The sequence below is a fragment of the Mitsuaria sp. GD03876 genome, from assembly GCF_029840635.1.
In the GTDB taxonomy this organism is placed as follows: domain Bacteria; phylum Pseudomonadota; class Gammaproteobacteria; order Burkholderiales; family Burkholderiaceae_C; genus Roseateles.
This window is the reverse complement of record NZ_JAOCCU010000025.1, coordinates 56,374-83,157: the sequence shown is the minus strand read 5'-3', so window position 1 is coordinate 83,157 and position 26,784 is coordinate 56,374. Positions and strand designations below refer to the sequence as shown.

The window sequence follows — 26,784 nt, the reverse complement described above, 5'->3', positions numbered from 1 at the left end:
CGTGATAGCCTCGCGCCCCATGTCCGAACACCCCTCCGCCGCATCGCCTGACGGCGACGGCGTCCACGACGCCGCCGAGGCGCCGTCCCGCGCCTCGCTGCCCGAGATCCTGCTGCTGGCCAGCGTCTTCGTCATCGCGGCCTGCGGCCTGGTCTACGAGCTCGCCGCCGGCGCGCTGGCGAGCTACCTGCTCGGCGACTCCGTCCTGCAGTTCTCCACCATCATCGGTGCCTACCTGTTCGCGATGGGCCTGGGCTCCTGGCTGTCGCGCTACATCGACCGCCAACTGGTCGCGCACTTCCTGCGCCTGGAGCTGCTGGTCGGCGTGATCGGCGGCCTGATGCCCGCTGCCCTGTTCACCGCGCACAGCCTGCTGCCGCCCTCGCAGGCGATGGCCTTCCGCGTGCTGCTCTACGGCCTGGTGCTGCTGGTGGGCACCCTCGTCGGCCTGGAGATCCCGCTGGTGATGCGCATCCTCAAGCGCCACTTCCGCCAGCGCTACGCGCTCAAGGAACTGGTGTCGCAGGTGCTGACCTTCGACTACCTCGGCGCGCTGCTCGTCGCCGTCGCCTTCCCGCTGCTGCTGGTGCCCAACCTGGGCCTGGTGCGGACCGGGCTGTTCTTCGGGCTGCTCAACGTGGCCGTCGCGATCTGGGCGCTGTGGCTGTTCCGCGCCGAGCTGCGCGCCTGGCGCTCCCACGCGCTGACCTGCGCGGTGTCGGTCGCGCTGCTGGCCGCCGCGATGGCCGGCGCGGACCGCCTCAGCACCTGGGCCGAGGACCGCTTCTACGGCGAGCAGATCGTCTTCAAGGAAAGCAGCAACTACCAGCGCATCGTCGTCACCCAGGGCGCCGGCGGCACCCGCCTCTTCCTCAACGGCAACCTGCAGTTCCACTCGCGCGACGAGTACCGCTATCACGAGGCCCTGGTCCATCCGGCGATGGCCGCGCAGGGCGCGCCGCGCAAGGTGCTGGTGCTCGGCGGCGGCGACGGCATGGCGGTGCGCGAGATCCTGCGCTACCCGTCCGTCGAGCGCATCACGCTGGTCGAGCTCGACCCGCACATGACGACGCTGTTCTCGACGATGCCGCTGCTCAAGCAGCTCAACCACGACGCGCTGCTCAGCCCCAAGCTGACGATCGTCAACGCGGACGCCTTCGGCTGGCTGGAGACGAACGACGAGACCTACGACGTCATCGTCATCGACTTCCCCGACCCCAGCAACTTCGCGCTGGGCAAGCTCTACACCGCCAGCTTCTACAAGCTGGTCGACCAGCACCTGAGCGCCTCCGGCTACGCGGTGATCCAGTCGACCTCGCCGCTGGTGGCGCCGCGGGCGTTCTGGACCGTCGTGAACACCGTCGAATCGGTCGGCCTGACCGCGACGCCGTACCACGCGCACGTGCCCAGCTTCGGCGAGTGGGGCTACGTGATGGCGAGCCACCGGCCCTGGGCGATGCCGCGCAAGCTGCCGGACGGACTGCGCTTCATCAGCCTGGACGGACTGCCCGCGCTGATGAACTTCCCGCCCGACATGGCGCGCCCCGAGGGACTCGAGGTGAACCGGCTTTCCAACCAGGTGCTGGTCCACGAGTTCGAGCGCGAATGGGGCAAGCTGCATTGAAGCGGCGCGACCTGCTCAGTAGCGCGCTGGCGGCCTCGCTGGTGCCGATGCTGTCCGCGTGCGGGCCCGATGCGCGGCCGGTCGCGGACCGGCTCGCCGCGCGCCTGGCCGAGCTGCCCGGCGGATGGACCGGCGCGAACTGGGAACGTGGCCATCGCTTGCGCGGCGCGATGCCCGACTGGGCGGCCGCGGCCGGCGCGCCGAAACGGACGCAGGTGCTGGTCCTGGGCGCCGGCATCGCGGGCCTGGCCTGCGCGCGCCGGCTGCGGCTGCAGGGCGTCGACGTCGCGCTGCTCGACCTGGAGGACCGGCCCGGCGGCAACAGCCGCGGGCACCGGATCGGCGCCGGCGGCGCGCTGGGACCGGGCCTGCGCTGCCCGCTCGGCGCGCACTACCTGCCGACGCCGGGACCCGAGGCGGTCGAGGTGCGGGCGTTGCTCGAGGACCTGGGCCTGGCGCGGCTGGAGCACGGTCGCTGGGTCTACGAGGAGCGCTGGCTCTGCCACAGCCCACAGGAACGGCTGTGGTGGCACGACCAGTGGGTCGACGGGCTGCTGCCGCCGGCGGAGTCGCCCGAGGTGCAGGCGCAGTACCGCCGCTTCGGCGAGCTGGTCGAGCAGGCGCGACGCGAGATCGGCTTCTCGATGCCGAGCCTGAAGCACGCGTGGACACCGGGCCATCAGGCGCTGGACGCCGTGACCTTCGCCGCGTGGCTCGACGAACACCAACTGACCGCCGCGCCGCTGCGCTGGTACCTCGACTACTGCTGCCGCGACGACTACGGGGCCGACGCCTCGCAGGTGTCGGCGTGGGCGGGCCTGCACTACTTCGGCAGCCGGCATGGCTTCATGAGCGGCGAGGAGCGCGAAGCCGTGCTCACCTGGCCGCAAGGCAACGGCTGGTTGTCCGAGCGGCTGGCCGCGCCGCTGGCGGAGGCCTTCCACGGCGGGCGCACGGCGTTGCGAGTGAGGGAGGAACGCCATGGCGTGCAGGTCCTCGCCTGGAACGACGCGGCGCAGGCGGCGGAGCGCTGGGAGGCCGACCAGGTCGTGATGGCGATGCCGCTGTTCATCGGCGCGCGGCTGCCGGCGCAACCGCCGGCGGCGCTGACGGAAGCGGCGCGCGGCATGCGCTACGCGCCGTGGCTGGTGGCCAACCTGCTGCTGGACGGGCCGCCGCTGGAGCGCATCGGCGCGCCGCTGTCGTGGGACAACGTCGCCTACGGCGGCGAGGCGCTGGGCTATGTCAACGCGAACCAGCAAGACCTGGATCCGAGCCGCGGCCCGATGGTGCTGACGGCCTATCGCGCGCTGCGCGAGTCGCAGCGCAAGGACCTGCTGCAGGACGACTGGCGGGCGTGGGCGGGCCGGGTGCTCGCCGACATCGCGCCGCTGCATCCGGATCTTCCGGAGCGGCTGCAGCGCATCGAGCTGATGCGCTACGGTCATGCGATGAGCATTCCGCATCCCGGGTTGCGCGGATCGGCGGCGCTCGCGGCGCTGCGCGATCGCCCACAGGGGCGGCTGCACTTCGCGCATGCGGACCTCGCGGGCTACTCGGTGTTCGAGGAGGCGTTCACGCAGGGCGAGGCGGTGGCGGCGCGGCTGGCGAAGCGCCAGGAGCGCTAGAGGCGCCGCCGTCGCTAGACGAGGCTCTCCAATCGAAGGTCGTTGACGTGACAGCCAGGGTCATCGCGCTTGCGCAGAATGGCCCCATCCTCGCTGCTCCAGGAGCGCCCCGATGCCTCACGACTTCGACCACGCCATCCTCCTCGCCCCGGCCGGCGGGCATCGCTTCGCCGGCGCGACGACGCCGGCCTACGCCAACATGGTGGGGCCCTTCGGTGGCACGACCGGCGCGGCGATGCTGAACGCGGCGCTGCTGCACTCGGAGCGCATCGGCGAGCCCATCGCGTTGACCGTCAACTTCTGCAGCCCGCTGGCCGATGGCGCCTTCGAGATCGAGGCCCGCCCCGCCCGCACGAACCGCTCGACGCAGCACTGGACGCTCGAGCTGACCCAGGACGGCGAAGTCGCCGCGACCGGCAGCGCCGTCTTCGCGCAGCGACGCGACACCTGGTCGGCGAAGGAGGCGGAACATCCGGCGGATGTCCCGCCCGCGGCCGACCTCGAGCCGCTGCCCCGGGTCGGTTTCCTGCCGAAGTGGGTCTCGCGCTACGACATGCGCTTCCTGCCCGGCTACGGGCCGGGTCCGTTCGACGGCGTGGAGCAGCCGCATTCGGTCAGCCGCTACTGGGTCCGCGACGAGCCCGCACGGCCGCTGGACTTCCCGTCCCTCGCGGCGATCTGCGACTCCTTCTTTCCCCGCATCTTCGTGCGCCGCCGCAAGCCGGTGGCCATCGGCACCGTCACGCTGACGACCTATTTCCATGCGGACTCGACGATGCTGGCCGCGCAGGGCGACCGTCACGTGCTCGCGCTGGCCAAGGCGCTCAACTTCCGCAACGGCTACTTCGACCAGACCGCCGAGGTCTGGAGCGACGACGGCCACATGCTGGCGTCGACGCATCAGATGGTCTATTTCAAGGAGTGAAGGCCGGCGGGCGGGGCTCCCGGTCTCACGGGAACACGGCGTCCACGCCACGTTCCCGCAACATGCGCAGCAGCCTCAGCTCCGCGCCGTGGGGCTTGCCTTGCCCGAGTTCCCAGCGGCGATAGCGGCGCGCGGTCGTGTTGAGCATGCGGGCCAAGGTGTACACGCTGTAGGAGGACTGTTCCCGGATCAGTCGGAAATCCTTCGGCGTCAGGGGTTCGGGCGGCAACATCCCGGCGTGCTCGATCCTTCGGATTGCCCCATCGTCGAAGATGCCGCAGGCATGCAGCTCCCGGCTGAACTTCAGCAGTTCCTTCACGGTGTCATTCTTCCGTTTTCGCATCACAGTTCACCTCTTTTAACTGTCCATTGGCGAGCATCGCGCTCAACCCCTCGTTGGAACAACGACCCGGCCATCTCCACCTCCACGCTTCGTGGCGATGCGGGATCAGTGCCTGACCAGGCGGCTGGAAGTCTCGTGCTGAAGGCGGCACCCCGACGGGGGTGCGAATGTTCGGAGGGCACGCATCCCGCGGCCCTCCACGCTCAACCGCCGGTCACCGGCGGAAAGAACGCCACTTCCGAGCCGTCCTTCACCGGCGTGTCCTCCGGCAGGATCTGCTGGTCCAGCGCGCAGCGGATCGCCTTGCCGCGCGCCAGCGCCTCGGCGTGCGCGGCGTCGGTCGCGATCAGCGCGTCGCGGATCGAGCCCAGCGTCGCGCCGGCGTGATGCGCGATGCGCTCGTCGGTGCCGAGGGCCTCACGCAGCGAGGCGAAGTAACGCACGGTGATCGTCATCTGGAAGTCGGCTCGTCGAAGGGTCGAAAGGTCGGGAGGTCGGGAGGTCGCAAGCGCCGGAGCGTCGGACCTCAGAACAGGTCGTTGAACGGCAGGAAGCGCAGCACCTGCCCGGGCTCGACCGTGCTGCCCGGCGGCAGGTCGATCAGCCCGTCGGCCCAAGCGGCCGAACTCATCACGCCTGAACTCTGGTTGCCGAACAGCTGCAACCCACCCGCGTCGCTCAGCTTCGCGCGCAGGAACTCGCGGCGCTTGTCGGCCTTGGTCCAGGTGAACTCGGCCGGCAGCAGGAAGCCGCGCGGCGCCAGCTGCGTCGCGCCCTGCATCCGCAGCAGCACCGGCCGCACGAACAGCAGGAAGGTCACGAAGCTCGACACCGGATTGCCGGGCAGGCCCATGAACCAGGTGCGGCCGCCGACGCTGGTGACCTCGCCGAACGCCAGCGGCTTGCCCGGCTTGATCGCGATCTGCCACAGGTCCAGCCGGCCTTCGTGCTCGAGCGCGGGCTTGAGGTGGTCCTCCTCGCCGACGGACACGCCGCCGGAGCTGAGGATCAGGTCCGCGTCCTTCGCGGCCTCGCGCAGCGCGGCGCGCGTCGCCTCCAGCGAGTCCGGCACGATGCCCAGGTCCCGCACCTCGCAGCCCATCGCCAGCAGCAGCGCGTGCAGCGTCGTGCGGTTGGAGTTGTAGATCTGGCCGGGGCCCAGCGGCTCGCCGGGCAGCACCAGCTCGTCGCCGGTGGAGAACAGCGCCACGCGCGGCTTGGCCGCCACCGTGAGCGCCGCCGCGCCGGCCGTGGCCGCCAGCCCCAGCGACGCGGCGTTCAGGCGCGACCCGGCCGCCAGCACCGGCTGGCCGACCCGCAGGTCCTCGCCGCGACGACGGATGTGCAGTCCCGGTGTCAGCGGCGCGTGGATGCGCACCTGCCCCAGGCTCGCGCCGGCGGCATCGGGAATCGCTTCGCAGACCTCCTGCATCAGCACCGTGTCGGCGCCGTCGGGCACCGTCGCGCCGGTGAAGATCCGCGCCGCCGTGCCCGGCTGCAGCGGCCCGGGCACGGAGCCCGCCGGCACGCGCTGCGACACCGGCAGGACCGCGCCCTCGCCGCCCAGCGCCGCGACGTCGGCCGCGCGCATCGCGTAGCCGTCCATCGCGCTGTTGTCGTAGGGCGGCACGTCCAGCGGCGAGACCAGGTCCCGCGCCAGCACCCGGCCGCGCGCCAGCGGCGTCGCGACCGACTCGGTCCGGCCCAGCGACGTCACCTGCGACAGCAGGCGCTCGATCGCCTCCTCCATCGGCAGCATCGGCGCGCGCGGCGTCGGGCCGCCCGGAGCGGGGGTCGTGTCAGACATGCTCGACGATGAATTGCTTGACCTGGTCGACCGACACCGGCAGCACGGTCACGCGCTTGGGCCGGGTCTCGAGGTCCGCCAGCGCCGCAGGCCGCGGCGGCACGATGCCGAGCGCTTCCTCGATCGTGGCGGCGAACTTCGCCGGCAGCGCCGTCTCCAGCACCAGCATCGGCACGCCGGCCTGGCGCTGCGTCAGCGCGACCTTCAAACCGTCGGCCGTGTGGGTATCGATGACCACGCCGTACTGCGCATGGCACTGGCGGATCGTCGCGACGCGGTCCTCATGCGTGCTGCGGCCCGAGACGAAGCCATAACGCCCGGCGATCCGGGCGCGCTCCTCGGCGGTGATCTCGAAGAAGCCCTTGGCGGCCAGCTCCTCGCCGAACAGCCGATTCACGCGGGCCGCGTCGCGGTCCAGCAGGTCGAACACGAAGCGCTCGAAGTTGCTGGCCTTGGAGATGTCCATCGACGGGCTCGAGGTCTCCAGCGTGTGCTCGGCGCCGCGCGGGCGGTAGACGCCGGTGCGGAAGAACTCGTCGAGCACGTCGTTCTCGTTGGTCGCGACGACCAGGCGCTCGATCGGCAGGCCCATCATCCGCGCCACGTGGCCCGCGCAGACGTTGCCGAAGTTGCCCGACGGGACGGTGAAGCTGACGCGCTCGGCGTCCGTCCTCGTCGCCTGGAAGTAGGCCGCGAAGTAATAGACGACCTGCGCCAGCAGCCGCGCCCAGTTGATCGAGTTGACGGTGCCGATGCGATGACCGCGCTTGAACGCCAGGTCGTTGGACACGGCCTTGACGATGTCCTGGCAGTCGTCGAACACGCCCTGCACGGCGATGTTGTGGATGTTGGGATCCGACAGGCTGAACATCTGCGCCTGCTGGAACGGGCTCATGCGGCCGTGCGGGCTCAGCATGAAGACCTGGATGCCGGCCTTGCCGCGCATCGCGTACTCGGCGGCGCTGCCGGTGTCGCCGGAGGTCGCGCCCAGGATGTTGAGCGTCTCGCCGCGGCGCTGGAGCTCGTACTCGAACAGCTGGCCCAGCAGCTGCATCGCCATGTCCTTGAACGCGAGCGTCGGTCCGTTGGACAGCGCCACCAGCGCCAGGCCCGGTTCCAGCGGCTTGAGCGGCGTGATCTCGGGCGTGCCGAAGACGGCCTCGGTGTAGGTGCGACGCGCCAGCGCCTTCAGGTCGTCGGCCGGGATGTCGTCGATGTACAGCGACAGGATCTCGATGGCGAGGTCCGCGTACGACAGGCCGCGCCAGCGCGCGAGCGTGGCGGCGTCGACGCGCGGATACGAGGTCGGCAGGTACAGCCCGCCGTCGGGCGCGAGGCCCTCCAGCAGGATGTCGCAGAAATGGCGCTCGGTGGTGTCGCCGCGGGTGCTCAGGTACTTCACGCCAGCTCTTCCTTGCGCAGCTTCACGATCGGCGCCAGCACCGTCGGCAGCGCCTGCATCTTCGCCAGCGCCTCGCTCATGCGGCCTTCCAGCGTGTCGTGCGTCAGGATGATCAGGTCGGTCTGGCTCTCGCCCTCGGCGGACTCGCGCTGCAGCACCGCGTCGATGCTGATGCCGTGCTCGGCCAGGATGGTCGTGATGCTCGACAGCACGCCCGCCTGGTCCGCCACCCGCAGCCGCAGGTAGAAGGCCGTCTGCACCTGCGCCATCGGCAGGATCGGCGTGTCGTTCATCGCGTCGGGCTGGAAGGCCAGGTGCGGCACGCGGTGGTCCGGATCGGCCGTCGCCAGCCGCGTGATGTCCACCAGGTCGGCGATCACCGCCGAGGCCGTCGGCTCCGCGCCCGCGCCCTTGCCGTAGTACAGCGTCGTGCCGACCGCGTCGGCCTGCACCAGCACCGCGTTCATCGCGCCCTCGACGTTGGCGATCAGCCGGCCCGCCGGGATCAGCGTCGGATGCACGCGCAGCTCGATGCCGCCGTCCTTCACGTCCTGGCGGCGGCGCGCGATGCCCAGCAGCTTGATGCGGTAGCCGAGCTGCTCGGCGTACTTGATGTCGGTGGCCTGCAGCTGGGTGATGCCCTCGACGTGGGCCTGCTCGAACTGCACCGGGATGCCGAAGGCGATCGCGCTCATGATCGTGGCCTTGTGCGCGGCGTCGACGCCCTCGATGTCGAAGGTCGGATCGGCCTCGGCGTACCCGAGCCGCTGCGCCTCCTTGAGCACCGTCGCGAAGTCCAGCCCCTTGGAGCGCATCTCCGACAGGATGAAGTTGGTCGTGCCGTTGATGATCCCGGCGATCCACTCGATGCGGTTGGCCGTCAGGCCCTCGCGCAGTGCCTTGATGATGGGGATGCCACCGGCGACCGCCGCCTCGAAGGCGACCATCACGCCCTTCTCGCGGGCCGCGGCGAAGATCTCGCTGCCGTGCACCGCCAGCAGCGCCTTGTTGGCCGTCACCACGTGCTTGCCGGCCTTGATCGCGTCCAGCACCAGCGTGCGCGCGACGCCGTAGCCGCCGATCAGCTCGACGACGATGTCGATCTCCGGATTGGCGATCACCGCGCGCGCGTCCGACACCACGGTGCAGGCGTCGCCGACGATGCTGCGGGCGCGCTCGACGTCCAGGTCCGCCACCATCGCGATCTCGATGCCGCGGCCGGCGCGTCCGCGGATCTCTTCCTGGTTGCGGCGCAGCACCTGGAAGGTGCCTCCGCCGACGGTGCCAATGCCCAGCAGGCCAACTTTGATCGGGTTCATCGTCTTGGATCTTTCAGAGGGTCGAGGGGTCAGCGTCCGTGGCGTTTGCGATAGACCGCCAGGAAACGCTCGATGCGGCCGACGGCTTCACGGAGATCGTCCGTGTTGGGCAGGAACACGAGCCGGAAATGATCGGGGGCCTTCCAGTTGAAGCCCGTCCCCTGGACGATCAGCACCTTCTCCTCGGCCAGCAGCTCGTAGGCGAACTGCTGGTCGTCCTCGATCGGATAGATCTTGGGGTCGAGGCGGGGGAACATGTACAGCGCGGCCTTGGGCTTGACCACGCTCACGCCGGGAATCTGCGACAGCAGCTCGTAGGCGAGGTCGCGCTGGCGCGCCAGCCGGCCGCCCGGCGCCACCAGGTCCTTGATCGACTGGTAGCCGCCCAGTGCGGTCTGGATCGCGAGCTGGCCCGGCGTGTTGGCGCACAAGCGCATCGAGGCCAGCATGTTCAGCCCGGTGATGTAGTCCAGCGCATGGCGCTTGTCGCCCGACACCACCATCCAGCCGGCGCGGTAGCCGCAGCTGCGGTAGTTCTTGGACAGGCCGTTGAAGGTCAGCGTCAGCACGTCGTCCGACAGCGCGGCGATGCTGGTGTGGACATGGCCGTCGTAGAGCGTCTTGTCGTAGATCTCGTCGGCCAGGATGATCAGCTGGTGCTGGCGCGCCAGCTCGACGATCTCGCGCAGCAGCGCCTCGGGATACAGCGCGCCGGTCGGGTTGTTCGGGTTGATCACGACGATCGCCTTCGTGCGCGGCGTGATCTTGGCCTTGATGTCGGCGATGTCGGGGAACCAGTCGCTCGACTCGTCGCAGACGTAGTGCACCGGGTTGCCGCCCGACAGCGCCACGGCGGCCGTGTACAGCGGGTAGTCCGGCGCGGGCAGCAGCACCTCGTCGCCGTTGTCCAGCATCGCGTTGAGCGCCATCACGATCAGCTCGGACGCGCCGTTGCCGAGGTAGACGTCGTCCACGGCGACGCCGCGGATGCCCTTTTCCTGGCAGTAATGGACCACCGCCTTGCGCGGCGCGAACAGGCCCTTGGAATCGGTATACCCGGCCGCGTCGGGCAGGTTGCGGATCATGTCCTGCACGATCTCGTCGGGCGGCATCAGGCCGAACGCGGCGATGTTGCCGATGTTGAGCTTGATGATCTTCTGGCCCTCTTCCTCCATCTGCCGGGCCTTGTCCAGCACGGGTCCTCGGATGTCGTAGCAGACATTGGCCAATTTGCTGGACTTGGTGACGGTTCTCAAGATGGCTCCGGTGCGGGGTTTCAGCGGGTCGGGGCGAGATTCCCAGAGGGGAAAATCGAGGACCGTCGATTTAAACACAGGGTTATCGCGGGTAATGGACGCGCCGCGCGGCGCCACCCTGCGTCGCTGCCAAAATCAGCCTCAATGAAATTTCAACCCGACCAGCCGCTCGGCGGCAACATGATCTCCAAGCACGACCTGCGCCACGTGTGGGTCAACGGCGTCGAGCAGGCCCACAGCGTGCTGGTGCCGTGGAAGGGCCAGCCGCAGGACTGGCAGGTCGCCCGCTTCGAGGACCTCACCGACGCGCACTTCGAACGCATCCTGGCGCTCAAGCCGGAACTGGTGGTGTTCGGCAGCGGCTCCAGGATCCGCTTCGCCAAGCCGGCGCTGTACCGCGCGCTGATCGACGCGCGCATCGGCATGGAGACGATGGACATCGGCGCCGCCTGCCGCACCTACAACGTGCTGGCCAGCGAGGGCCGCGCGGTGCTGGCGGCGCTGCTGATCGAGGACTGAGCGGCCCGGCGGCTCCCTCTCTGTGGGAGCGCACCGACTCGTCCAGGTCGGCTGGGCCGGGGAAGGACCCATTCAACGTATAATCGCTGGCTATGCCCGCCGGGGCACATCTCTCTGAAGAACGCCACATGACGCCAGCGCTCAACAAACCCCTTCCGGACATTGAAGCTCTTGCCACCGGAGGCGTGAAGTTCACACCCCACGCCTTCCTGGGCCATGCCGTGGTGCTGTACTTCTACCCGAAGGACAACACCCCGGGCTGCACCACCGAAGCGATGCAGTTCCGCGACCGCCACAAGGATTTCGTGAAGGCCGGGGCCGTCGTGCTGGGCGTGTCGCGCGACAACATGGTCTCGCACGAGAAGTTCAAGCAGAACCTGGAACTCCCCTTCGAGCTGATCGCCGACACCGAGGAAAAACTCTGCCACATGTTCGGCGTGGTGAAGAACAAGATCATGTACGGCAAGAAGGTCAAGGGCATCGAGCGCTCGACCTTCCTGATCGACCCCCAGGGCGTGCTGCGCGAGGAATGGCGCGGCATCAAGGTCGCCGGCCATGTCGACGACGTCCTGAAGGCGGTCAAGGCCCTGAAGAAGGAAGCCGCCTGATCCGACGCCGCCGCGCCCGGCGCACGGGCGCGCGACTGTTGATCGGACCACCGATCCGGCTTCGCGGACTCAGGGTTTTCACGGGTCCGCCAGGGGCGGCGTCCGACAACAACGCCGCCATTTGTCCGTCATCGGCACGGTCGGCGAGTTGTGCATAATCAGCCGCATGCCCCTGTGCCTGATCGCAGCGATTGAATCCCCTAGGACGAGCCGCACCGCCCCCGGTGCGGCTTTTTGTCTTCTGGGGACCGCGCGCGACGTCGAGGCCACCGATGCCGCCGACACCTCCGGCATCGCCACCGCCCGTCAGGCGCGGGGCATGACTCCTGGACCGCATCGACCCAGGCTCATCAAGCAAGTCGTCCCACCCCGCACATGCCACTGCCCAAGCCTCCGACCAAGCGCGCCAGCCGCCTAGATTCCGACGCCTTCGCGACCAACCTGTCGCCCAGCAAACGCCCTCCCGCGCTCGAGGCCCCCACGTCCGCCACCATCGCCGCGAACCTCGCCGAACCCGAGCTGCCCAACGCCTCCCCCGCGCTGCCTTCGGTGGCGCCGGTGCGTCCGCGGGTCGAGCCGGTCGAAGCCCGCGGCGGCGGATCGCCCTCGCTGGCGCTGGTGCCGCCCGCCCCCGCCAAGGCCCCCGCGAAGAAGACCGCCCCCGGCCGCGCCAAGGCGCGCAAGCCGGCCGGCGCGGCCAAGCTGTTCGTGCTCGACACCAACGTGCTGATGCACGACCCGATGTCGCTGTTCCGCTTCGAGGAACACGACATCTACCTGCCGATGATCACGCTCGAGGAGCTCGACGGCCACAAGAAGGGCATGACCGAGGTCGCCCGCAACGTGCGCCAGGTCAGCAGAGACCTCGACGCGCTGGCCGCCGCGCTGAAATCCAGCTCCATCGAGGAGATGTCCAAGGGCCTGCCGCTGGACCAGACCGGCCACCGCGAGGCCGGCGGCAAGCTGTTCTTCCAGACGACGCTGTTCGACACGCCGCTGCCCCAGGGCCTGCCGCAGGGCAAGGCCGACAACCAGATCCTGGGCGTCGTGCAGGCGCTCAAGCAGCAGCAGCCCGGGCGCGAGGTGGTGCTGGTGTCCAAGGACATCAACATGCGCATCAAGGCCCGCGCGCTGGGCCTGCCGGCGGAGGATTACCGCAACGACAAGACGCTGGAGGACTCCGACCTCCTGTACACCGGCGTCCAGGCGCTGCCGCCCGACTTCTGGGAGCGCCACGGCAAGACGATGGAAAGCTGGCAGCAAGGCGGCACCACCTTCTACCGGATCAGCGGCCCGCTGGTGCCCACGCTGCTGGTGAACCAGCTCGTGTACCTGGAGGCCCCCGGCGCCGCGCCGCTGTACGCCAAGGTGCAGGAGATCACCGGCAAGACCGCGGTGCTGCGCACGCTCAAGGACTACGGCCACCAGAAGCACTCGGTCTGGGGCGTGACCGCGCGCAACCGCGAGCAGAACTTCGCGCTGAACCTGCTGATGGATCCGGACTGCGACTTCGTCACGCTGACCGGCTCCGCCGGCACCGGCAAGACGCTGATGACGCTGGCCGCGGGCCTGTCGCAGGTGCTCGACGAGCGCCGCTACAGCGAGATCATCGTGACCCGCGTGACGGTCCCGGTCGGCGAGGACATCGGTTTCCTGCCCGGCACCGAGGAAGAGAAGATGAGCCCCTGGATGGGCGCGCTGGACGACAACCTCGAGGTGCTGGCGCGCGGCGACAGCACCGCGGGCGAGTGGGGCCGGGCCGCGACCAACGACCTGGTGCGCAGCAAGATCAAGATCAAGAGCTTGAACTTCATGCGCGGCCGCACCTTCCTGAACAAGTACGTGATCATCGACGAGGCGCAGAACCTGACGCCCAAGCAGATGAAGACGCTGATCACGCGCGCGGGCCCCGGCACGAAGATCGTCTGCCTGGGCAACCTGGCGCAGATCGACACGCCCTACCTGACCGAGGGCAGCTCGGGCCTGACCTTCGCGGTCGACAAGTTCAAGGGCTGGGCCCACAGCGGCCACGTCACGCTGGCGCGCGGCGAGCGTTCGCGGCTCGCGGACTTCGCCTCCGAAGTGCTCTGAGGCGCCCCGCCCCCACCAGCAAAGCCACCCTCCGGGGTGGCTTTTTCGTTGCGCCCGCCGTGCCCTATTCCTCCGGCGTCAGCTTGGACTGCACCGTCTCCTCGGCCGCGCCCTCGTCCCGGCGCAGCTGGTGGAAGATGAACGACGCCATCGCGGCCATCGCGCCCAGCGCCAGGTAGGTGCCGTGGAAGGCCGGCACGATCGCGGCGCCCTCGGTGCGCGGCAGGCCGTGCGAGAACAGCAGCAGGAACGCGCTCGACGTCGCCACGCCCAGGCTCATCGACAGCTGCATCACCACCGCCAGCAGGCTGTTGCCGGCGCTGGCGGTGCGCTCGTCGAGATCGCCCAGCGTCAGCGTGTTCATCGCGGTGAACTGCATGCTGTTGATCATCCCGAACAGGCCCAGGTGGATGGCCAGCCACACGTGGCCGACGCCCCGCGGGATCAGCGCGAAGCTGGCGATCAGCACGCCCAGCAGCAGCGTGTTGACGACCAGCACGCGGCGGTAGCCGGCGCGCTTGATCAGCCGGATCGCCAGCGTCTTGGTGAACATCGCCCCCAGCACCGACGGGATCATCGACAGGCCGGCCTCGCTGGGCGTGAAGCCCAGGCCCACCTGCAGGAACAGCGGCGTCAGGAACGGCGTCGCGCCGCTGCCCAGCCGCGCGAACACGTTGCCCAGCAGCCCGATCCGGAAGGTCGGCACGGCGAAGAGCGCGGGCGTGAACAGCGGCTCCTCGGCCCGGGTCGCATGCAGCCAGTAGGCCATCATGCTGGCCATGCCGGCCACCAGCATCACCATGCACACCGCCGTGCTGACCACGTGTTCGCCGAAGCCCTGCAGCGCCAGCGACATCAGCATCAGCCCGACGCTGAACAGCCCGTAGCCGCCCCAGTCGAAGCGCCGGCCGATCGGCCCCTTGATCTGCGGCATGTAGCGCCGGCAGGCGAAGGCGCCGGCCAGCCCGACCGGCAGGTTGATCAGGAAGATCCAGTGCCAGCTGGCGAATTCGGTCAGCACGCCGCCCAGCGTCGGCCCGAGCAGCGGCCCGACCAGCCCCGGCAGGCTGATGAAGGTCATCACCGCCAGGAACTCCGCCTTCGGGAACGCGCGCAGCACCACCAGCCGGCCCACCGGCACCAGCAGCGCCCCGCCGACGCCCTGCACCACCCGCGAGACGACCAGCATGTGCAGGCTGGGTGACACCGCGCAACCCAGCGATCCCAGGCTGAACAGCCCGATCGCCCACAGGAACACGGTCCGGGTGCCGAAGCGGTCCGCCAGCCACCCGGAGGCGGGAATCAGCAAGGCCACCGTCAGCAGGTAGGCCACGACCGCCGACTGCATCCGCAGCGGGTCCTCGCCCAGGTCGCGCGCCATGCCGGGCAGTGCGGTGTTGAGGATGGTCGTGTCCAGCGTCTGCATGAAGAACGCCAGCGCGACGACCCAGGGCAGCCAGCGGCGGGTGGCATCGTCGAGGACCGGGCGGCCGAGCACGTCGAGCGGCGTCGTCGAGGAAGGAGGCATGGGCGGCATCCGGCAAGTATCGAACCCCGGCGGCGTAGGATGTGCGCCTGTCGCGGCGGCCGTTCCGGCGCCCGAATGCTGTCCAGCCCCCATGCGCTTCTACGTTTCCGATCTCGACGGCACCCTGCTCGACCCGCAGGCCCGCCTGTCCGCCGCGACCCGCGCCGGCCTCACCGAACTGCTCGCCGAAGGCCTGGCCTTCACCGTCGCCAGCGCGCGCCACGTGGTGTCGATCGCCCGCATCCTCGAGGGGCTGCCGATCTCGCTGCCGGTGGTCTCGTCCAACGGCGCCTACATCAGCGACCTGCGCACCGGCCGGCATGAGCTCATCAACGCGATGGAGCCGGCCCTCGGGCAGGCGATCTTCGCGCTGGTGCGGCGCCACGGACTGATGCCCTTCATCGCCACGCACGGCCCCAAGGGCGACCAGCTGTTCTGGCAGGAGGTGCAGAACGAGGGCCAGCAGCGCTTCGTCACCGAGCGCCAGCGCAACGCCGATCCGCGCCTGCGCCAGGTCGACCGGCTGCAGGACCAGCTCGGCGATCCGCTGGTGACGTTGTTGGTCGTCGGCCAGACCGAGCCGCTGCAGGCGCTGCAGGCCGAGATCCTCGCCACCTGCGGCGACCTGGTGACCACGCACCTGGCCGAGGACCTCTACATGCCGGGCTGGCCCTGGCTGAACGTGCACGACCGCCGCGCCAGCAAGGACCAGGCGATCGCGACGCTGGCGCAGCGCTACGCGCTGCACGAGCGCGAGCTCGTCGTCTTCGGCGACCAGGTCAACGACCTGACGATGCTGAAGGCGGCCCACCACGCCGTCGCGATGGCCAACGCCAGCGACGACGTGAAGCAGGCCGCGCACCGCATCATCGGCTTCCACCATGAGGACGCCGTGATGCAGTTCATCCGCGAGGACTGGCTGAGCTACTTGCGCAGATAGTCGTAGAACGCGTTGGCGTTGGACTCGCGGCCGAGGAAGTCGCGCACCAGTTCCGGCGCCGGCTTCTCCGCGCCGCGCGACAGCACCGCGTCGCGATAGCGCTTGCCGACGGCAGCGTCCAGCTTGTCCGCGGCGAACGGCGTGCGCAGGTCCATCGCGACGACCAGGCTCCACAGGTAGCCGTAGTAGCCCGCGCCGTAGCCGCCGGCGATGTGCGCGAAGCGCGACGGGAACATCGTGCCCGGCACGTGGCCCAGCGGCGTGTCGCCTTCCATCTTCGACCACAGCGCCAGCGGATCCTGGACGGTCTTGCCGTGCAGCGCGAGGTCATAACTCGCGTACAGGTGCTGGCGGCCGAACTTGGTGCCCTTGGCGAAGTCGCGCGCCGCGCGCGCCTTGGCCACGAGCTCGTCCGGCACCGGCTTGCACGACGGGCAGACCTCGGCCATCAGCTTGAGCACGCGCGCGTCGTAGACCCAGTCCTCGAGCATCTGCGACGGCGCCTCGACGAAGTCGTGCATCACCGCCCACTGGCCCAGCGACACGTAGCGGGTGCGCGCGAGGTTGTTGTGCACCGCGTGGCCGAGTTCATGCAGCAGCGTCTCGAGCTCGTCCAGCGACAACCCGTTGCGATCGAGGTTGACCACCAGCGCCGCGGCCGGATGGCGGTCCAGCCGCGTGCTGCTCGAGCGCAGCGGCCAGACGGCCGCGTGGTTGTACTTGCCGTCGCGCGGGAACGGGTCCACGTACAGCGTGCCCAGCGCCTGGCCGGTCGCGGTGTCGCTGACGACATAGGCCTTCACGTCCGGATGCCACAGGCCCGGCAGCCGCACCTGCGTGTGGGTCACGCCCAGCAGCCGGTCGACGACGCGCAGCGTGAACGCCAGGCTCTCGGCCGGCGGGAAGTAGGCGCGGAACGCCTCCTGGTCGACGGTGAAGCGCTGCTTGCGGATCCGCTCCGCGTAGAAGACGCCGTCCCACTGCGTCACCGTGGTCGCGTCGAGCGCGGTGCCGAGGTGCTCGGCCTTGGCCTTGCGCAGGTCCTCGAGGTCGGCGCGTTCGCCCTGCTGGACGGTGCCCTTGACCTCGCCGAGGAAACGCGTCGCCGTCGCGGCGTCCTTGGCCATCTGGCGGCGCAGGTTGAAGTCGACGTAGTTGTCGTAGCCGAACAGGCCCGCGTACTCCTTGCGCAGCGTGATGATCTCGCTCAGCAGCCGGAGGTTGCCCTCGCCGCCTTCGTTGGTCTTGGCGCGCCAGATGCGCTCGCGCGCGGCGCCGCTCTCGGCGGTCTGCATCAGCGCGGTGTAGGTCGGGTTGTCCACGCCCAGCAGCACGCGGCCCTGCTCGTCGCGCGGCTTGTCCTTCCACACGGACTCGGGCACGCCCTTGAGCTCCTCGACGCTGAACGCGACGCGGATGTTGGCGTCGCGGATCGCGGTCGAGAACTGCTGCTCCAGCCCGGAGAGCTTGTCCAGGATCTGCTTGGCCCGCGCCCGCTTGTCCTTGTCCAGGCCGACGCCGCTGTCCTCGAACAGGCCCAGCGCGTTGCGCTTGAGCTCGGCGTCGATCGCGTCGGCGGCCGGCGCGGTCTTGAGGCCGCGATAGACGCGCTCGTTCTGCGTCAGCGCGGTCTGGAAGTCGACCCAGCGCAGCGCGCAGGCCTGCGCGGCGTCGCGCACCGCCTTGTCGGCATGCACGTTCTGGACGAAGTCGATCGGGAAACGCGCGTCCTCGTGGTGGGCGATCAGCAGGTCGTAGGCGCCGAGCCAGCCCTTGTCGACCTTGCGTTTGGCCAGCTGCGCGACCTCGCGGTTGAGCGCCTTCAGCCCGGCGTCGCAGGCCCGGTCGACCGCCTTCGCGTCGGCGAAGGACGGGAAGGCCGGGGTCGGCAGCCGGGTCGCCGGCGCGGCCGCCAGGACCAGCGCGGGCGCGGCCATCGACGCGGCCGCGGCCAGGAACAGCGCGTGCTTGCGGAACATGCGGCGGATCATCAGGACGTCCCCTTCATCAAGTCGTGGATCTGTTGGAGGGCGGCCGGATCGTCGAGCGTGATCAGGTCGCCGGGATCGCGATGTTCGCAGACGGCCTGGATCGCGCGACGCAGCAGCTTCCCGGAGCGCGTCTTGGGCAGCAGCCCCACGAAGCGCACCCGCGACGGCCGCGCCACCGCGCCGAGCTGCTGGTCGACGCGGCGCAGGATCTCGCCCTCGAGCGCGAGCGCGTCTTCCGGCGCGGCCGCGCGCGCCGGGTCCTTCAGCACCGCGAAGGCCATCGCGACCTGGCCCTTGAGCGCATCGGCCACGCCCACCACCGCCACCTCGGCCACCGCCGGGTGGCCGGCGACGCACTCCTCGATCTCGCGCGTGCCCAGCCGGTGGCCGGCGACGTTGATGACGTCGTCGCTGCGGCCCAGGATGAAGTAATAGCCGTCCTCGTCGCGCAGCGCCCAGTCGAAGGTCGAGTAGACCTGCCGCCCCGGCACGCTGGACCAGTAGGTGCGCACGAAGCGCTCGTCGTCGCGCCAGACGGTCTGCATGCAGCCCGGCGGCAACGGGAACTCGATCGCGAGCAGCCCCTTGCGGCGCGGCTCGTCCAGCGGCTCGCCGGTGCGCTCGTCCAGCAGCCGGACGCGGTAGCCGAACATCGGCACGCCGGGCGAGCCGAACTTGGGCTCGGCGGGTTCGATGCCGCGCGCCAGCGTCAGGATCGGCCAGCCGGTCTCGGTCTGCCAGTAGTTGTCGATCACCGGCTTGCCGATGGCGTCGGCGATCCAGCGCGCGGTCGGCTCGTCCAGCGGCTCGCCGGCCAGGAACAGCGCGCGCAGCGACGACAGGTCGTGCCGCGTCAGGCAGGCCGGGTCCTGCTTCTTGAGCACCCGCACCGCGGTCGGCGCGCTGAACATCACGGTGACGCGGTGCCGCTCGACCAGCTTCCACCAGACCGCCGCGTCCGGGCTGACCGGCGTGCCTTCGTACATCAGCGTGGCCATGCCGGCAATCAGCGGGCCGTAGACGATGTAGCTGTGGCCGACCACCCAGCCGATGTCGCTGGTGGAGAAGAAGGTCTCGCCGGCGCGGCCGTCGTAGATGTGGGCCATGCTGGCCGCCAGCGCCACCGCGTAGCCGCCGACGTCGCGCTGCACGCCCTTGGGCCGGCCGGTGGTGCCGCTGGTGTAGAGCGTGTAGCTGATGGCGTCCGACGGCAGCCACTCGCAGGCGACGCGCGTGCCGAGCAGCCGCGCGCGCAGCGCGGCGTAGTCGAGGTCGCGGCCCTCGACGCGCTCGAACGGGCTCAGCCCGCGATCGACCATCAGCACGGCCGCCGGCCGGTGCGCGGCCAGCCGGATCGCCTCGTCCAGCAGCGGCTTGTAGGGCACGACCTTGCCGTTGCGGCTGCCGGCGTCGGCGCTGACGATCAGCACCGGCTCGGCGTCGTCGATGCGGTTGGCCAGCGCATGGCTGGCGAAGCCGCCGAAGACCACCGAATGGATCGCGCCGATCCGCGCGCAGGCCAGCATCGCGAAGGCGGCCTCCGGGATCATGGGCATGTAGATCAGCACGCGGTCGCCGACGCCCACGCCCTGCTCGCGCAGCATCGCGGCCATCGCCTCGACCTCGGCCTGGAGCTCGGCGAACGAGATGACGCGTTCCTGGCCGACCTCGCTCGAGGCCCAGATCAGCGCCGGATCCGCGGGCCGCCGAGCGGCGTGGCGGTCGACCGCGTTGTGGCACAGGTTCGTGCGCCCGCCGACGAACCAGCGCGCGAACGGCGGATGGCTCGCGTCGCAGACCTGGTCGAACGGGCGTTCCCAGTCGATCAGCCGGGCCTGCTCGGTCCAAAAGCTGTCCGGGTCGTCGATCGAGCGCCGGTAAAAGTCCACATATCTGGACGTCATCGTCATCTCCTTGTCGTTCGGGTTCGGCGGCGGGGCCACCCGGCGCGCGAATTTCGCACGCATCCTGGCACCGGGAGCTTGGCTGAAACTTTCGTTCACAGCGTTCCGTCATGGGCCTGTGGTCCAATCCGGGTTTTTCCTGGGAAGGGTCTCGTGGCCACGCCCGGACTTTCCCTAGCCAAGCGCCGCCCCGAGGGCATTCGCGCTTGACCGGTACGGAGATGGTGCCTAGTCTCCGCGCCCAACAACGATGAGAACCGTTCGCCCCTTCCCCCCCGCTCCCCGACGCAGACCGCTCCAGCGCGCCATGGCCGCCCTGGGGCTGATGTGCGTCCTGGCCAGCGGCAGTTGCTGGGCGCAACAGTCGACCTCGTCCACCACCGACAAGCCCAAGGCGCAGGCCAAGGCCGCCGCCAAGCCGGCGGCGAAGAAGGCGGAGCCCAAGGCCCAGGCCAAGTCCTCGAAGGCGGCCAAGCCGGTCGCGTCGAAGAACGGCGCCAAGGACGCGAAGGCGAAGTCCGCCGAGGCGGACAAGGACAAGACCCCCGTCGCCGACAAGACCGCCGCGGCAAAGCCTGACCCCAAGGTCGCCGACGCCAAGGCCGACGTCAAATCGGACGCCAAGGCCGAATCCCGCAACGACAGCCGCAACGACACCCGCGCCGAGGCCGCGCCGCCAGCCGGCACGATGATGGGCGCCTACGGCCAGAGCCTGATGCGCTCGCCCGCCGGCCCGGTGGCCGCCGCGACGACGATCGCCGCCGCCGGCACCGCCGCGGCGCTGGTCGCGACGACGCCGTCGACGAACACGACCCCGGCCACCCCCACCCCGGCGCTGCCGCCGACCGCCTTGATGGGCGCGGCCGTCGGCAACGCGAACGCCAACGCGAGCGACTCGGTCGCCCGCTTCCTGCAGCAGCGCGGCATCGTCGCGCAGGCGCAGGGCGGCACGGCCCCCGACACCGCCTCGCCCGGCCTGCTGAACCAGGTCCGCGACAAGGCCTCGGACCTGGTGCTGTCGGCGATGAACTTCCTGGGCGTGCCGTACAAGCGCGGCGGCAACTCGGTCAGCAACGGCTTCGACTGCAGCGGCTTCACCCGCCACATCTTCGAGATGAGCGTCGGCCTGGTGCTGCCGCGCCGCGCCGACGAGCAGGCCAAGATGTCGAGCCTGATCCCGATCAAGAAGGAAGACCTCAAGCCGGGCGACCTGGTCTTCTTCAACACGATGCGCGCGACGTTCTCGCATGTCGGCATCTACGTCGGCGAAGGCAAGTTCATCCATTCGCCGCGCGTGGGCGGCGCCGTCCGCGTCGAGGACATGCGCGAGGCCTACTGGGCCAAGCGTTTCACCGGCGGCCGCCGCGCCGACCTGAACCAGGCCAACGCGGGCAGCTGAGCCCGCGCGCCGCGTCGCCGGCGCCCCGCCCGTTCCAGAGACAAGCCCTGACCCGTCGCCCGGTCGATCCCGGCTATGCTGCCCCGCGGCGCCGTTCGCCGCGAGCCCTCGCGATCCACCTTGTCCGCCGTCCTCGATCCCGCCACGACTCCCTTGCACCGCGCCCCCGACCAGATGGGGCAGGCCCTGTTGCTGGCCGCGCTGCTGCATGTGCTGCTGGTGCTGGTGCTGGGCAACGCGCCGGGCGGCACCGCCAAGCCGGGCGAAGGCGCCTGGGGCCCGCTGAACGTGCGGCTGCAGGGCGACCGTTTCGAGCCCGGCTCGGGCGAGCCGGCCACGGTGCTGCCCGAGCGCGGACCGGTCGGCGAGGCGAAGCAGCCGCGCGCCGGCGGCACGGTGAGGGAGCAGCCGCCGACGCCCGAGGAACGCAAGACCCCCGGCGCCGCGCGACAGGGGCAGTGGCGGCAACAGCCCGGTGATGAACTGACCGGCGACGCGCCCGCCGACCGCAGCGCGCCGCCCGCGGCGACGACGCCCGCTCCGACGCCAACACCGACGCCGACACCGCCCACACCTCCAGCGCCGACGCCGACGCCGACGCCTACCCCTACCCCGCCTCCAGCGCCCACGCCTCCCGCGGAGGCTCCGCCTGCGATCACGACGCTCACCACGCCGGGAGAGGCCACCGTGGTGGCACCCACCCGCATCGCCCCGTCCCGCGAAGCGACACCGGCGCGCCCGGCCGTGCCGACGGACGCCCTGCAGGCGCCCTCGCCCACGCTGCAGTTGCCGGAGCGCCCCGCGCCGATCCTCAGCGACACGCCGACGACGCTGCGCCGCCTCGATCGCGCGCCGATCGAACGCACCCCGACACCTCCGGCTCCGCAGGAACTGAAGGCGCCGCAGGAACTGCCGCCGCTCACCCCACAGCCGCCGGCACCCGTCACGCCGCCGCAGCCCGCTCCGACGGTGGCGCCTGCCACGCCGGCCCCAACGCCCACTCCGGCACCGACACCGGCACCGACACCGACACCGCCCACACCCACGCCCACGCCAGCGCCGACACCACCCGCCGCCGCGGCGACCCCGACGCCGGCACCCGCGCCGACACCTCAACCTCGCGTGGCGACAACGCCGTCGCCGACCCCCACGCCGGCCAATCGTGTCTCGCTCGACGGTTCGACGACGCCGACGACCACGCAACCCAGTGTCGGCGCGCCGGACGCGGGCGCACGAATCGGCCATGACGTGGCCACGCCAGCCTCGACGCCACCGAACGCGCCCAACAAACTCAATCTCGACCTGAACGCGTCGCGCGGTCCGATGAGACCTCGGGGCAACTCATCCGGCGTGATCTCCGCGATCCCGAAGCCTCCCGAGGAAAAGGATCCGCTGGCCGAGGAGATGCGCAGGGCCGGCCAGCAGGACTGCCGCAAGGCCTACGCGGACAAGGGCCTGCTGGCGGTGGTGCCGCTGGTGCGCGACACCGCGCGGGACAAGGGCTGCCGCTGGTAGCCACCAGCCACCCCGCCGATGCCGGCATCCGCATCGCCCCAGGGTGCGATTGGCGATTGACTTCCATCCAAATCGCGGCCGCCATGAAAATCTCTGCTATAGTCCGAGTCTTCGTTGGGGGGGTAGCTCAGCTGGGAGAGCGTCGCGTTCGCAATGCGAAGGTCGGGAGTTCGATCCTCCTCCTCTCCACCAACAGATTCAGGCCTCAGAGGGTGACCTCTGAGGCCTTCGTCTTTGTGGCTCCGCTTCTGGGGTTATGGGGCCGGCGGCTGCGCCGCGGAAGCCCCCCGCCCTCACCTCGCCGTGGGATGCAAGCCGCTTTGCCTCAGCGCGTCGGCGCTCCCGGTCGAAGCCAGGTAGCGAATGAACGCCGCCGCCTGGACCGGGTACCGGGTGCTCGTCACGACACCCGCCGCGTACGGCGTCACCTTCTGGATCTCGCTTGGCAGTTCGCCGACGATGCGGATGCCCTCCACCGGCTGCAGCTCGCTGCGCTGCTGGCAGCCGAAGGCAGCCTGGCGTGACGCCACGATCTCGCCCACCGGCGTCGCGGGAATCTGCCGCCCCTTCGCCTTCACCTGCGACTCGATCCCCAGCCGCTTCAGCAGCACGTGCTGGATGTACTCCCCGCTCGCGCTGTCCGACCACGCGACGGACGGCGCGTTCAGGAAAGCGGCCTTGACCTGCTCGACCGTGTCGAGGTCTGGCGCCGGCTCACCGGCCGGCACCGCGCAGGCGATGTAGGAATCGGCGAGGACCACCTTCGTCGCCCCGTCCACCAGCCCTTGGGCGATCAGCTTGTCCAAGGCCGGCCCCACCATGATCACCACGTCCAGCGCTTCCCCGCGCGCGAGCCGTGCCGGGATCGCCTGGGGCGTCTCGCCCATGGACGGGCCGAACTGCCGATCCACCGTCACGGCGGACGCGTCCTTCTCGTAGCGGGCGGCGAGCGTCTTGAAGGCCTCGGCGAAGCCGCCTGACGACACCGCGACGATGCGATCGGCGGCGCGCGCCGACGGTACGACGCCGAGCGCGCCGATCAGCGCGGCGGCGACAACGAGACGGCGGCGGAGGGAAGGCTTGCTGCGCATGGGACGGTCCTGAAACAAGATGCCGTCATCTTGCGGAGGCCCTCTTCATGCGTCCAGTGCAACGTTCCGCACAATCATTGCGCCATGCGCATCAGGCGCATCAGGCGCATCAGGCGCATCAGGCCCATCACGCGCATCAAGCCGAGGCGCGTTTCCGGCCCACCGGAGGCGCCGCCTCCTGCACCACGCCTGCCTGCTTCAACGCCTGCACCAGCAGCCTGGCGAGCACCTCGGCCCGCGCCGACAACCGGTGCCCCTTGCGCGTGATCAGTCCCAGCGTGCGGCTCACCTGCGGCCGGGTCAGCGGCACGCCGACCAACTCCTTCGATGCGGTCCCCGCCAACGCCAGCCGCGGGATCGCGCTGACGCCCAATCCCGCCCGCACCAGCGCGAGCGCGCCTTCGACGTGGTTCACCTCGACATGCGTCGCCGGCCTCGCCTTCGCCTGCGCGACGGCGTTGTCCAGCAGCATCCGGTTCCCGCTGTCCGCCGCCAGCGAGATGAACCGCTCCCCGACGAACTCCTCCCATCCGATCGACCGCAGCGCCGCCAACGGATGCCGGGCCGGCACCGCGAGCACGTAGCGCTCCTTCACGATGGCCGCGAAGTCGATCGACGGCTCCTGCGCGCCCAGGAAGTTCACGCCGAAGTCGGCCTGCTTCTCCACCACCGCCTTCAGCACCATCGGCGCGCTGTGGTCCAGCATCTTGATCCGCGTGTCCGGATGCAGCGCCGCGAACCGCGCCAGCACCGCCGGCAGCAGGTGATTCGCCACCGACGGGATGCAGGCCACCGTCACCAGCCCGGCGCGGCGCTCCGCCCGGTCCCCGACGTCGGCGATCGCGTTCTGCAGCGACGCGAGCGCCTCGCCCGCGTGGACCAGGAACTGCTCGCCGTCCTCGGTCAGGCTGACCCGGCGCGTCGTGCGGTCGAAGAGCCGCACGCCCAGCGCCTCCTCGATGCGGTCGATGCGCCGGCTCAGCGCCGAGGGCGAGATGAAGAGCGCCTCCGACGCCGCCCGGAAGCTCATCCGCTCGGCCACCGCCACGAAGGCCGCCAGTTCACCCAGGTCGAAATTGATTCTCATGGCGCATCAATCATTCCGTTCTTTGCACTTCCCGCAATGCTGCCCCGAAAGCATCATCGCCGCCAAGAAAAATGCCGTTCCCGGAGACAGCCATGACCCCGATCGCCGCGTCGACCACGCCCCTCCCGCCGCCCCGCATGCCCCGCCGAGCCGCCCTCGGCGCGGTGTTGCGCGTCACCAGCGGCAACTTCCTGGAGATGTTCGACTTCTTCCTCTACGGCTTCTACGCCACCTACATCGCCCAGACCTTCTTCCCGAGCGACAGCGAGTACGTGTCGCTGATGCTCACCTTCGTCACCTTCGGCGCGGGGTTCCTGATGCGCCCGCTGGGCGCCATCGTCCTGGGCGCCTACATCGACCGGATCGGCCGCCGCAAGGGCCTCATCCTGACGCTGGCCATCATGGCGTGCGGCACCGTGCTGATCGCGTTCACGCCGTCCTACGCGTCCATCGGCGTGCTCGCGCCGGCGCTCGTGCTGGCCGGCCGCCTGCTGCAGGGCTTCTCCGCCGGCGTGGAGCTCGGCGGCGTGTCCGTCTACCTGGCGGAGATGGCCACGCCCGGCCGCAAGGGCTTCTACGTGAGCTGGCAGTCCGCCAGCCAGCAGGCCGCCATCATGGTCGCGGCCGCGCTCGGCTACGGCATCGGCCAGTGGTTCTCCAGCGCGCAGATCAGCGACTGGGCCTGGCGCATCCCTTTCTTCATCGGCTCGCTGATCCTGCCGTTCGTGTTCCAGATCCGCCGCTCGCTGGCGGAGACCGACGCCTTCCTCGCGCGCAAGCGCCATCCGTCCCTCGGCGAGATCGTCGCCTCCATGCTGCGCAACTGGGCGCTGGTCGGCGCGGGGATGATGCTGGTGGTGATGACCACGGTCTCGTTCTACCTGATCACCGTCTACACGCCGACCTTCGGCAAGTCCGTCCTGCACCTGTCGGCCACCAGCGCGCTGCTGGTGACCTTCTGCGTCGGCCTGTCCAACTTCGTGTGGCTGCCGGTGATGGGCGCGGTGTCCGACCGCATCGGCCGCTGGCCGCTGCTGGTGACCTTCAGCCTGCTCACGCTGCTGACCGCGTATCCGGCGATGTCCTGGCTGGTCCAGGCGCCGTCCTTCGAGCGCATGCTGGGCGTGGAGCTGTGGCTGTCCTTCCTCTACGCCAGCTACAACGCCGCCACCATCGTCGCGCTCACCGAGATCATGCCGATGGACGTCCGCACCACCGGGTTCTCGCTGGCCTACAGCCTGGCCACGGCCCTGTTCGGCGGCTTCACGCCGCTGGTGTCCACCTGGCTGATCGAGCACACCGGCAACAAGGCCGCGCCGGCCCTGTGGATGAGCGGCGCCGCCGCGATCGGCCTGGCCGCGACCGCCCTGCTCTACCGGGGCATCGTCCGGGCGCGGTGATCGCCAAGCGGGCGCGTCGTCGCGATCCACGCGCGCCGTAGCGGGTACCGCGCAACGCCAAGGAGCCGTCGGGACGACGGCAGGCCGAGCCCCCTCGACCCTCGAGAAGGTCGCGGGGGCCGTTCGCGCTCAGAGCGCACAGCGCTTCCCGCCGCGATTGACCGAACCGGCATGGCGCCGGCCACCCGTTGCCGATCGACTTCGAGAATGCCTAGCAGCTTTTCCAGGCTGCTCGGAACTCAGGTGTGGCCGTTTCTCCACGCCCCTGACCAGCCCCTCAACGGATACAGATTCGTGATCGCTTTTCGAACAGAATCGCCGCCAACCGCCCGAAACCCGATTCCGCGATCTCCCCCGCGATCCGTCACCGAGGCGCAGCGCCCCACCCGTCCCCCGGGGCGCGCTCC

21 protein-coding genes and 1 tRNA gene are annotated in these 26,784 nt (G+C 70.2%); 11 read left to right on the top strand and 11 right to left on the bottom strand.

Features of this window, described 5'->3' with window-relative positions; translation table 11 throughout:
• The first annotated feature begins 19 nt into the window (after positions 1-19).
• The 3 genes from N5D62_RS16785 to N5D62_RS16775 all read left to right on the top strand — a co-directional run bounded on the left by N5D62_RS16785 (position 20) and on the right by N5D62_RS16775 (position 4,177).
• Positions 20-1,624 carry a polyamine aminopropyltransferase gene (locus N5D62_RS16785; RefSeq protein WP_279759000.1) on the top strand — a complete coding sequence of 535 codons (1,605 nt, stop codon included), beginning with the start codon at positions 20-22 and terminating at the stop codon, positions 1,622-1,624.
• A complete protein-coding gene (locus tag N5D62_RS16780; RefSeq protein ID WP_279758999.1) occupies positions 1,606-3,252 on the top strand; it encodes an NAD(P)/FAD-dependent oxidoreductase in 1,647 nt (548 codons plus the stop codon). The genes N5D62_RS16785 and N5D62_RS16780 overlap by 19 nt, the downstream gene beginning before the upstream one ends.
• 112 nt (positions 3,253-3,364) lie before the next feature.
• The gene (locus N5D62_RS16775; RefSeq protein WP_279758998.1) at positions 3,365-4,177 is read left to right on the top strand and encodes a thioesterase family protein; all 813 of its coding nucleotides are present in this window, start codon (positions 3,365-3,367) and stop codon (positions 4,175-4,177) included.
• Positions 4,178-4,202: 25 nt separating this feature from the next.
• Here N5D62_RS16775 and N5D62_RS16770 read toward each other — a convergent pair whose 3' ends face one another.
• The 6 genes from N5D62_RS16770 to N5D62_RS16745 all read right to left on the bottom strand — a co-directional run bounded on the left by N5D62_RS16770 (position 4,203) and on the right by N5D62_RS16745 (position 10,304).
• Entirely contained in the window at positions 4,203-4,496 is a 294-nt protein-coding gene (locus N5D62_RS16770) for a hypothetical protein (RefSeq protein ID WP_279758997.1), read from the bottom strand.
• Between the two features lie 227 nt (positions 4,497-4,723).
• Positions 4,724-4,975: a molybdopterin converting factor subunit 1 gene (moaD, locus tag N5D62_RS16765; protein ID WP_279758996.1), complete on the bottom strand. Its 252-nt coding sequence runs from the start codon at positions 4,973-4,975 to the stop codon at positions 4,724-4,726.
• A 71-nt stretch (positions 4,976-5,046) separates the two neighbouring features.
• Positions 5,047-6,327 (bottom strand): gephyrin-like molybdotransferase Glp, encoded by a 1,281-nt coding sequence (gene glp / locus N5D62_RS16760; RefSeq protein WP_279758995.1) that lies wholly within the window; start codon positions 6,325-6,327, stop codon positions 5,047-5,049.
• Complete coding sequence (thrC, locus tag N5D62_RS16755; RefSeq protein WP_279758994.1) at positions 6,320-7,729, bottom strand: threonine synthase; 1,410 nt, start codon at positions 7,727-7,729, stop codon at positions 6,320-6,322. Before thrC ends, glp begins: the two co-directional genes overlap by 8 nt.
• Positions 7,726-9,048, bottom strand: a complete 1,323-nt coding sequence (locus N5D62_RS16750) for a homoserine dehydrogenase (RefSeq protein ID WP_279758993.1) — start codon at positions 9,046-9,048, stop codon at positions 7,726-7,728. Before N5D62_RS16750 ends, thrC begins: the two co-directional genes overlap by 4 nt.
• Before the next feature lie 29 nt (positions 9,049-9,077).
• On the bottom strand, positions 9,078-10,304 hold the full coding sequence (locus N5D62_RS16745; RefSeq protein ID WP_279758992.1) for a pyridoxal phosphate-dependent aminotransferase: 1,227 nt from the start codon (positions 10,302-10,304) through the stop codon (positions 9,078-9,080).
• A 144-nt stretch (positions 10,305-10,448) separates the two neighbouring features.
• Here N5D62_RS16745 and N5D62_RS16740 point away from each other — a divergent pair, with 144 nt between their 5' ends.
• The 3 genes from N5D62_RS16740 to N5D62_RS16730 all read left to right on the top strand — a co-directional run bounded on the left by N5D62_RS16740 (position 10,449) and on the right by N5D62_RS16730 (position 13,522).
• The gene (locus tag N5D62_RS16740) at positions 10,449-10,823 is read left to right on the top strand and encodes an Mth938-like domain-containing protein (protein ID WP_279758990.1); all 375 of its coding nucleotides are present in this window, start codon (positions 10,449-10,451) and stop codon (positions 10,821-10,823) included.
• 128 nt (positions 10,824-10,951) lie between these two features.
• Positions 10,952-11,431 carry a peroxiredoxin gene (locus N5D62_RS16735; protein ID WP_279758989.1) on the top strand — a complete coding sequence of 160 codons (480 nt, stop codon included), beginning with the start codon at positions 10,952-10,954 and terminating at the stop codon, positions 11,429-11,431.
• 375 nt (positions 11,432-11,806) lie between these two features.
• The gene (locus tag N5D62_RS16730) at positions 11,807-13,522 is read left to right on the top strand and encodes a PhoH family protein (RefSeq protein WP_279758988.1); all 1,716 of its coding nucleotides are present in this window, start codon (positions 11,807-11,809) and stop codon (positions 13,520-13,522) included.
• A gap of 64 nt (positions 13,523-13,586) precedes the next feature.
• Here N5D62_RS16730 and mdtD read toward each other — a convergent pair whose 3' ends face one another.
• Positions 13,587-15,050, bottom strand: coding sequence for a multidrug transporter subunit MdtD (gene mdtD / locus N5D62_RS16725; RefSeq protein WP_279758987.1), 1,464 nt, complete (start codon positions 15,048-15,050; stop codon positions 13,587-13,589).
• Positions 15,051-15,141: 91 nt separating this feature from the next.
• Between mdtD and N5D62_RS16720 the strand changes: the two genes are divergently transcribed.
• Complete coding sequence (locus N5D62_RS16720; protein WP_279758986.1) at positions 15,142-15,990, top strand: HAD family hydrolase; 849 nt, start codon at positions 15,142-15,144, stop codon at positions 15,988-15,990.
• Here N5D62_RS16720 and N5D62_RS16715 read toward each other — a convergent pair.
• Positions 15,975-17,969 (bottom strand): Zn-dependent oligopeptidase, encoded by a 1,995-nt coding sequence (locus tag N5D62_RS16715; RefSeq protein WP_279758985.1) that lies wholly within the window; start codon positions 17,967-17,969, stop codon positions 15,975-15,977. The genes N5D62_RS16720 and N5D62_RS16715 overlap by 16 nt on opposite strands.
• A gap of 11 nt (positions 17,970-17,980) precedes the next feature.
• Positions 17,981-19,948 carry a propionate--CoA ligase gene (locus N5D62_RS16710; protein WP_279758984.1) on the bottom strand — a complete coding sequence of 656 codons (1,968 nt, stop codon included), beginning with the start codon at positions 19,946-19,948 and terminating at the stop codon, positions 17,981-17,983.
• 244 nt (positions 19,949-20,192) lie between these two features.
• Between N5D62_RS16710 and N5D62_RS28285 the strand changes: the two genes are divergently transcribed.
• The 3 genes from N5D62_RS28285 to N5D62_RS16695 all read left to right on the top strand — a co-directional run bounded on the left by N5D62_RS28285 (position 20,193) and on the right by N5D62_RS16695 (position 22,991).
• Entirely contained in the window at positions 20,193-21,284 is a 1,092-nt protein-coding gene (locus N5D62_RS28285) for an NlpC/P60 family protein (protein WP_347881819.1), read from the top strand.
• A gap of 120 nt (positions 21,285-21,404) precedes the next feature.
• Positions 21,405-22,799 carry a hypothetical protein gene (locus N5D62_RS16700; protein WP_279758983.1) on the top strand — a complete coding sequence of 465 codons (1,395 nt, stop codon included), beginning with the start codon at positions 21,405-21,407 and terminating at the stop codon, positions 22,797-22,799.
• A gap of 116 nt (positions 22,800-22,915) precedes the next feature.
• Positions 22,916-22,991 (top strand) — tRNA-Ala (locus N5D62_RS16695).
• Positions 22,992-23,092: 101 nt separating this feature from the next.
• Here N5D62_RS16695 and N5D62_RS16690 read toward each other — a convergent pair.
• The gene (locus tag N5D62_RS16690) at positions 23,093-23,890 is read right to left on the bottom strand and encodes a substrate-binding domain-containing protein (RefSeq protein WP_279758982.1); all 798 of its coding nucleotides are present in this window, start codon (positions 23,888-23,890) and stop codon (positions 23,093-23,095) included.
• Positions 23,891-24,026: 136 nt separating this feature from the next.
• Positions 24,027-24,977, bottom strand: coding sequence for a LysR family transcriptional regulator (locus N5D62_RS16685; RefSeq protein ID WP_279758981.1), 951 nt, complete (start codon positions 24,975-24,977; stop codon positions 24,027-24,029).
• 137 nt (positions 24,978-25,114) lie between these two features.
• On the opposite strand from N5D62_RS16685, the gene N5D62_RS16680 reads away from it, so the two are divergent.
• Positions 25,115-26,377: an MFS transporter gene (locus N5D62_RS16680; RefSeq protein WP_279759009.1), complete on the top strand. Its 1,263-nt coding sequence runs from the start codon at positions 25,115-25,117 to the stop codon at positions 26,375-26,377.
• The last annotated feature ends 407 nt before the right edge of the window (positions 26,378-26,784 follow it).

Bases quoted from the DNA above. Each gene is read 5' to 3' on its own strand.
- N5D62_RS16780 (WP_279758999.1), top strand. From the start codon at position 1,606: ATGGGGCAAGCTGCATTGAAGCGGCGCGACCTGCTCAGTAGCGCGCTG.
- N5D62_RS16775 (WP_279758998.1), top strand. From the start codon at position 3,365: ATGCCTCACGACTTCGACCACGCCATCCTCCTCGCCCCGGCCGGCGGG.
- N5D62_RS16735 (WP_279758989.1), top strand. From the start codon at position 10,952: ATGACGCCAGCGCTCAACAAACCCCTTCCGGACATTGAAGCTCTTGCC.
- N5D62_RS28285 (WP_347881819.1), top strand. From the start codon at position 20,193: ATGGCCGCCCTGGGGCTGATGTGCGTCCTGGCCAGCGGCAGTTGCTGG.
- moaD (WP_279758996.1), bottom strand. From the start codon at position 4,975: ATGACGATCACCGTGCGTTACTTCGCCTCGCTGCGTGAGGCCCTCGGC.
- N5D62_RS16720 (WP_279758986.1), top strand. From the start codon at position 15,142: ATGCGCTTCTACGTTTCCGATCTCGACGGCACCCTGCTCGACCCGCAG.
- N5D62_RS16715 (WP_279758985.1), bottom strand. From the start codon at position 17,969: ATGTTCCGCAAGCACGCGCTGTTCCTGGCCGCGGCCGCGTCGATGGCC.
- N5D62_RS16685 (WP_279758981.1), bottom strand. From the start codon at position 24,977: ATGAGAATCAATTTCGACCTGGGTGAACTGGCGGCCTTCGTGGCGGTG.
- N5D62_RS16785 (WP_279759000.1), top strand. From the start codon at position 20: ATGTCCGAACACCCCTCCGCCGCATCGCCTGACGGCGACGGCGTCCAC.
- N5D62_RS16680 (WP_279759009.1), top strand. From the start codon at position 25,115: ATGCCCCGCCGAGCCGCCCTCGGCGCGGTGTTGCGCGTCACCAGCGGC.
- N5D62_RS16690 (WP_279758982.1), bottom strand. From the start codon at position 23,890: ATGCGCAGCAAGCCTTCCCTCCGCCGCCGTCTCGTTGTCGCCGCCGCG.
- N5D62_RS16750 (WP_279758993.1), bottom strand. From the start codon at position 9,048: ATGAACCCGATCAAAGTTGGCCTGCTGGGCATTGGCACCGTCGGCGGA.
- mdtD (WP_279758987.1), bottom strand. From the start codon at position 15,050: ATGCCTCCTTCCTCGACGACGCCGCTCGACGTGCTCGGCCGCCCGGTC.
- N5D62_RS16740 (WP_279758990.1), top strand. From the start codon at position 10,449: ATGAAATTTCAACCCGACCAGCCGCTCGGCGGCAACATGATCTCCAAG.
- N5D62_RS16710 (WP_279758984.1), bottom strand. From the start codon at position 19,948: ATGCGTGCGAAATTCGCGCGCCGGGTGGCCCCGCCGCCGAACCCGAAC.
- N5D62_RS16730 (WP_279758988.1), top strand. From the start codon at position 11,807: ATGCCACTGCCCAAGCCTCCGACCAAGCGCGCCAGCCGCCTAGATTCC.
- glp (WP_279758995.1), bottom strand. From the start codon at position 6,327: ATGTCTGACACGACCCCCGCTCCGGGCGGCCCGACGCCGCGCGCGCCG.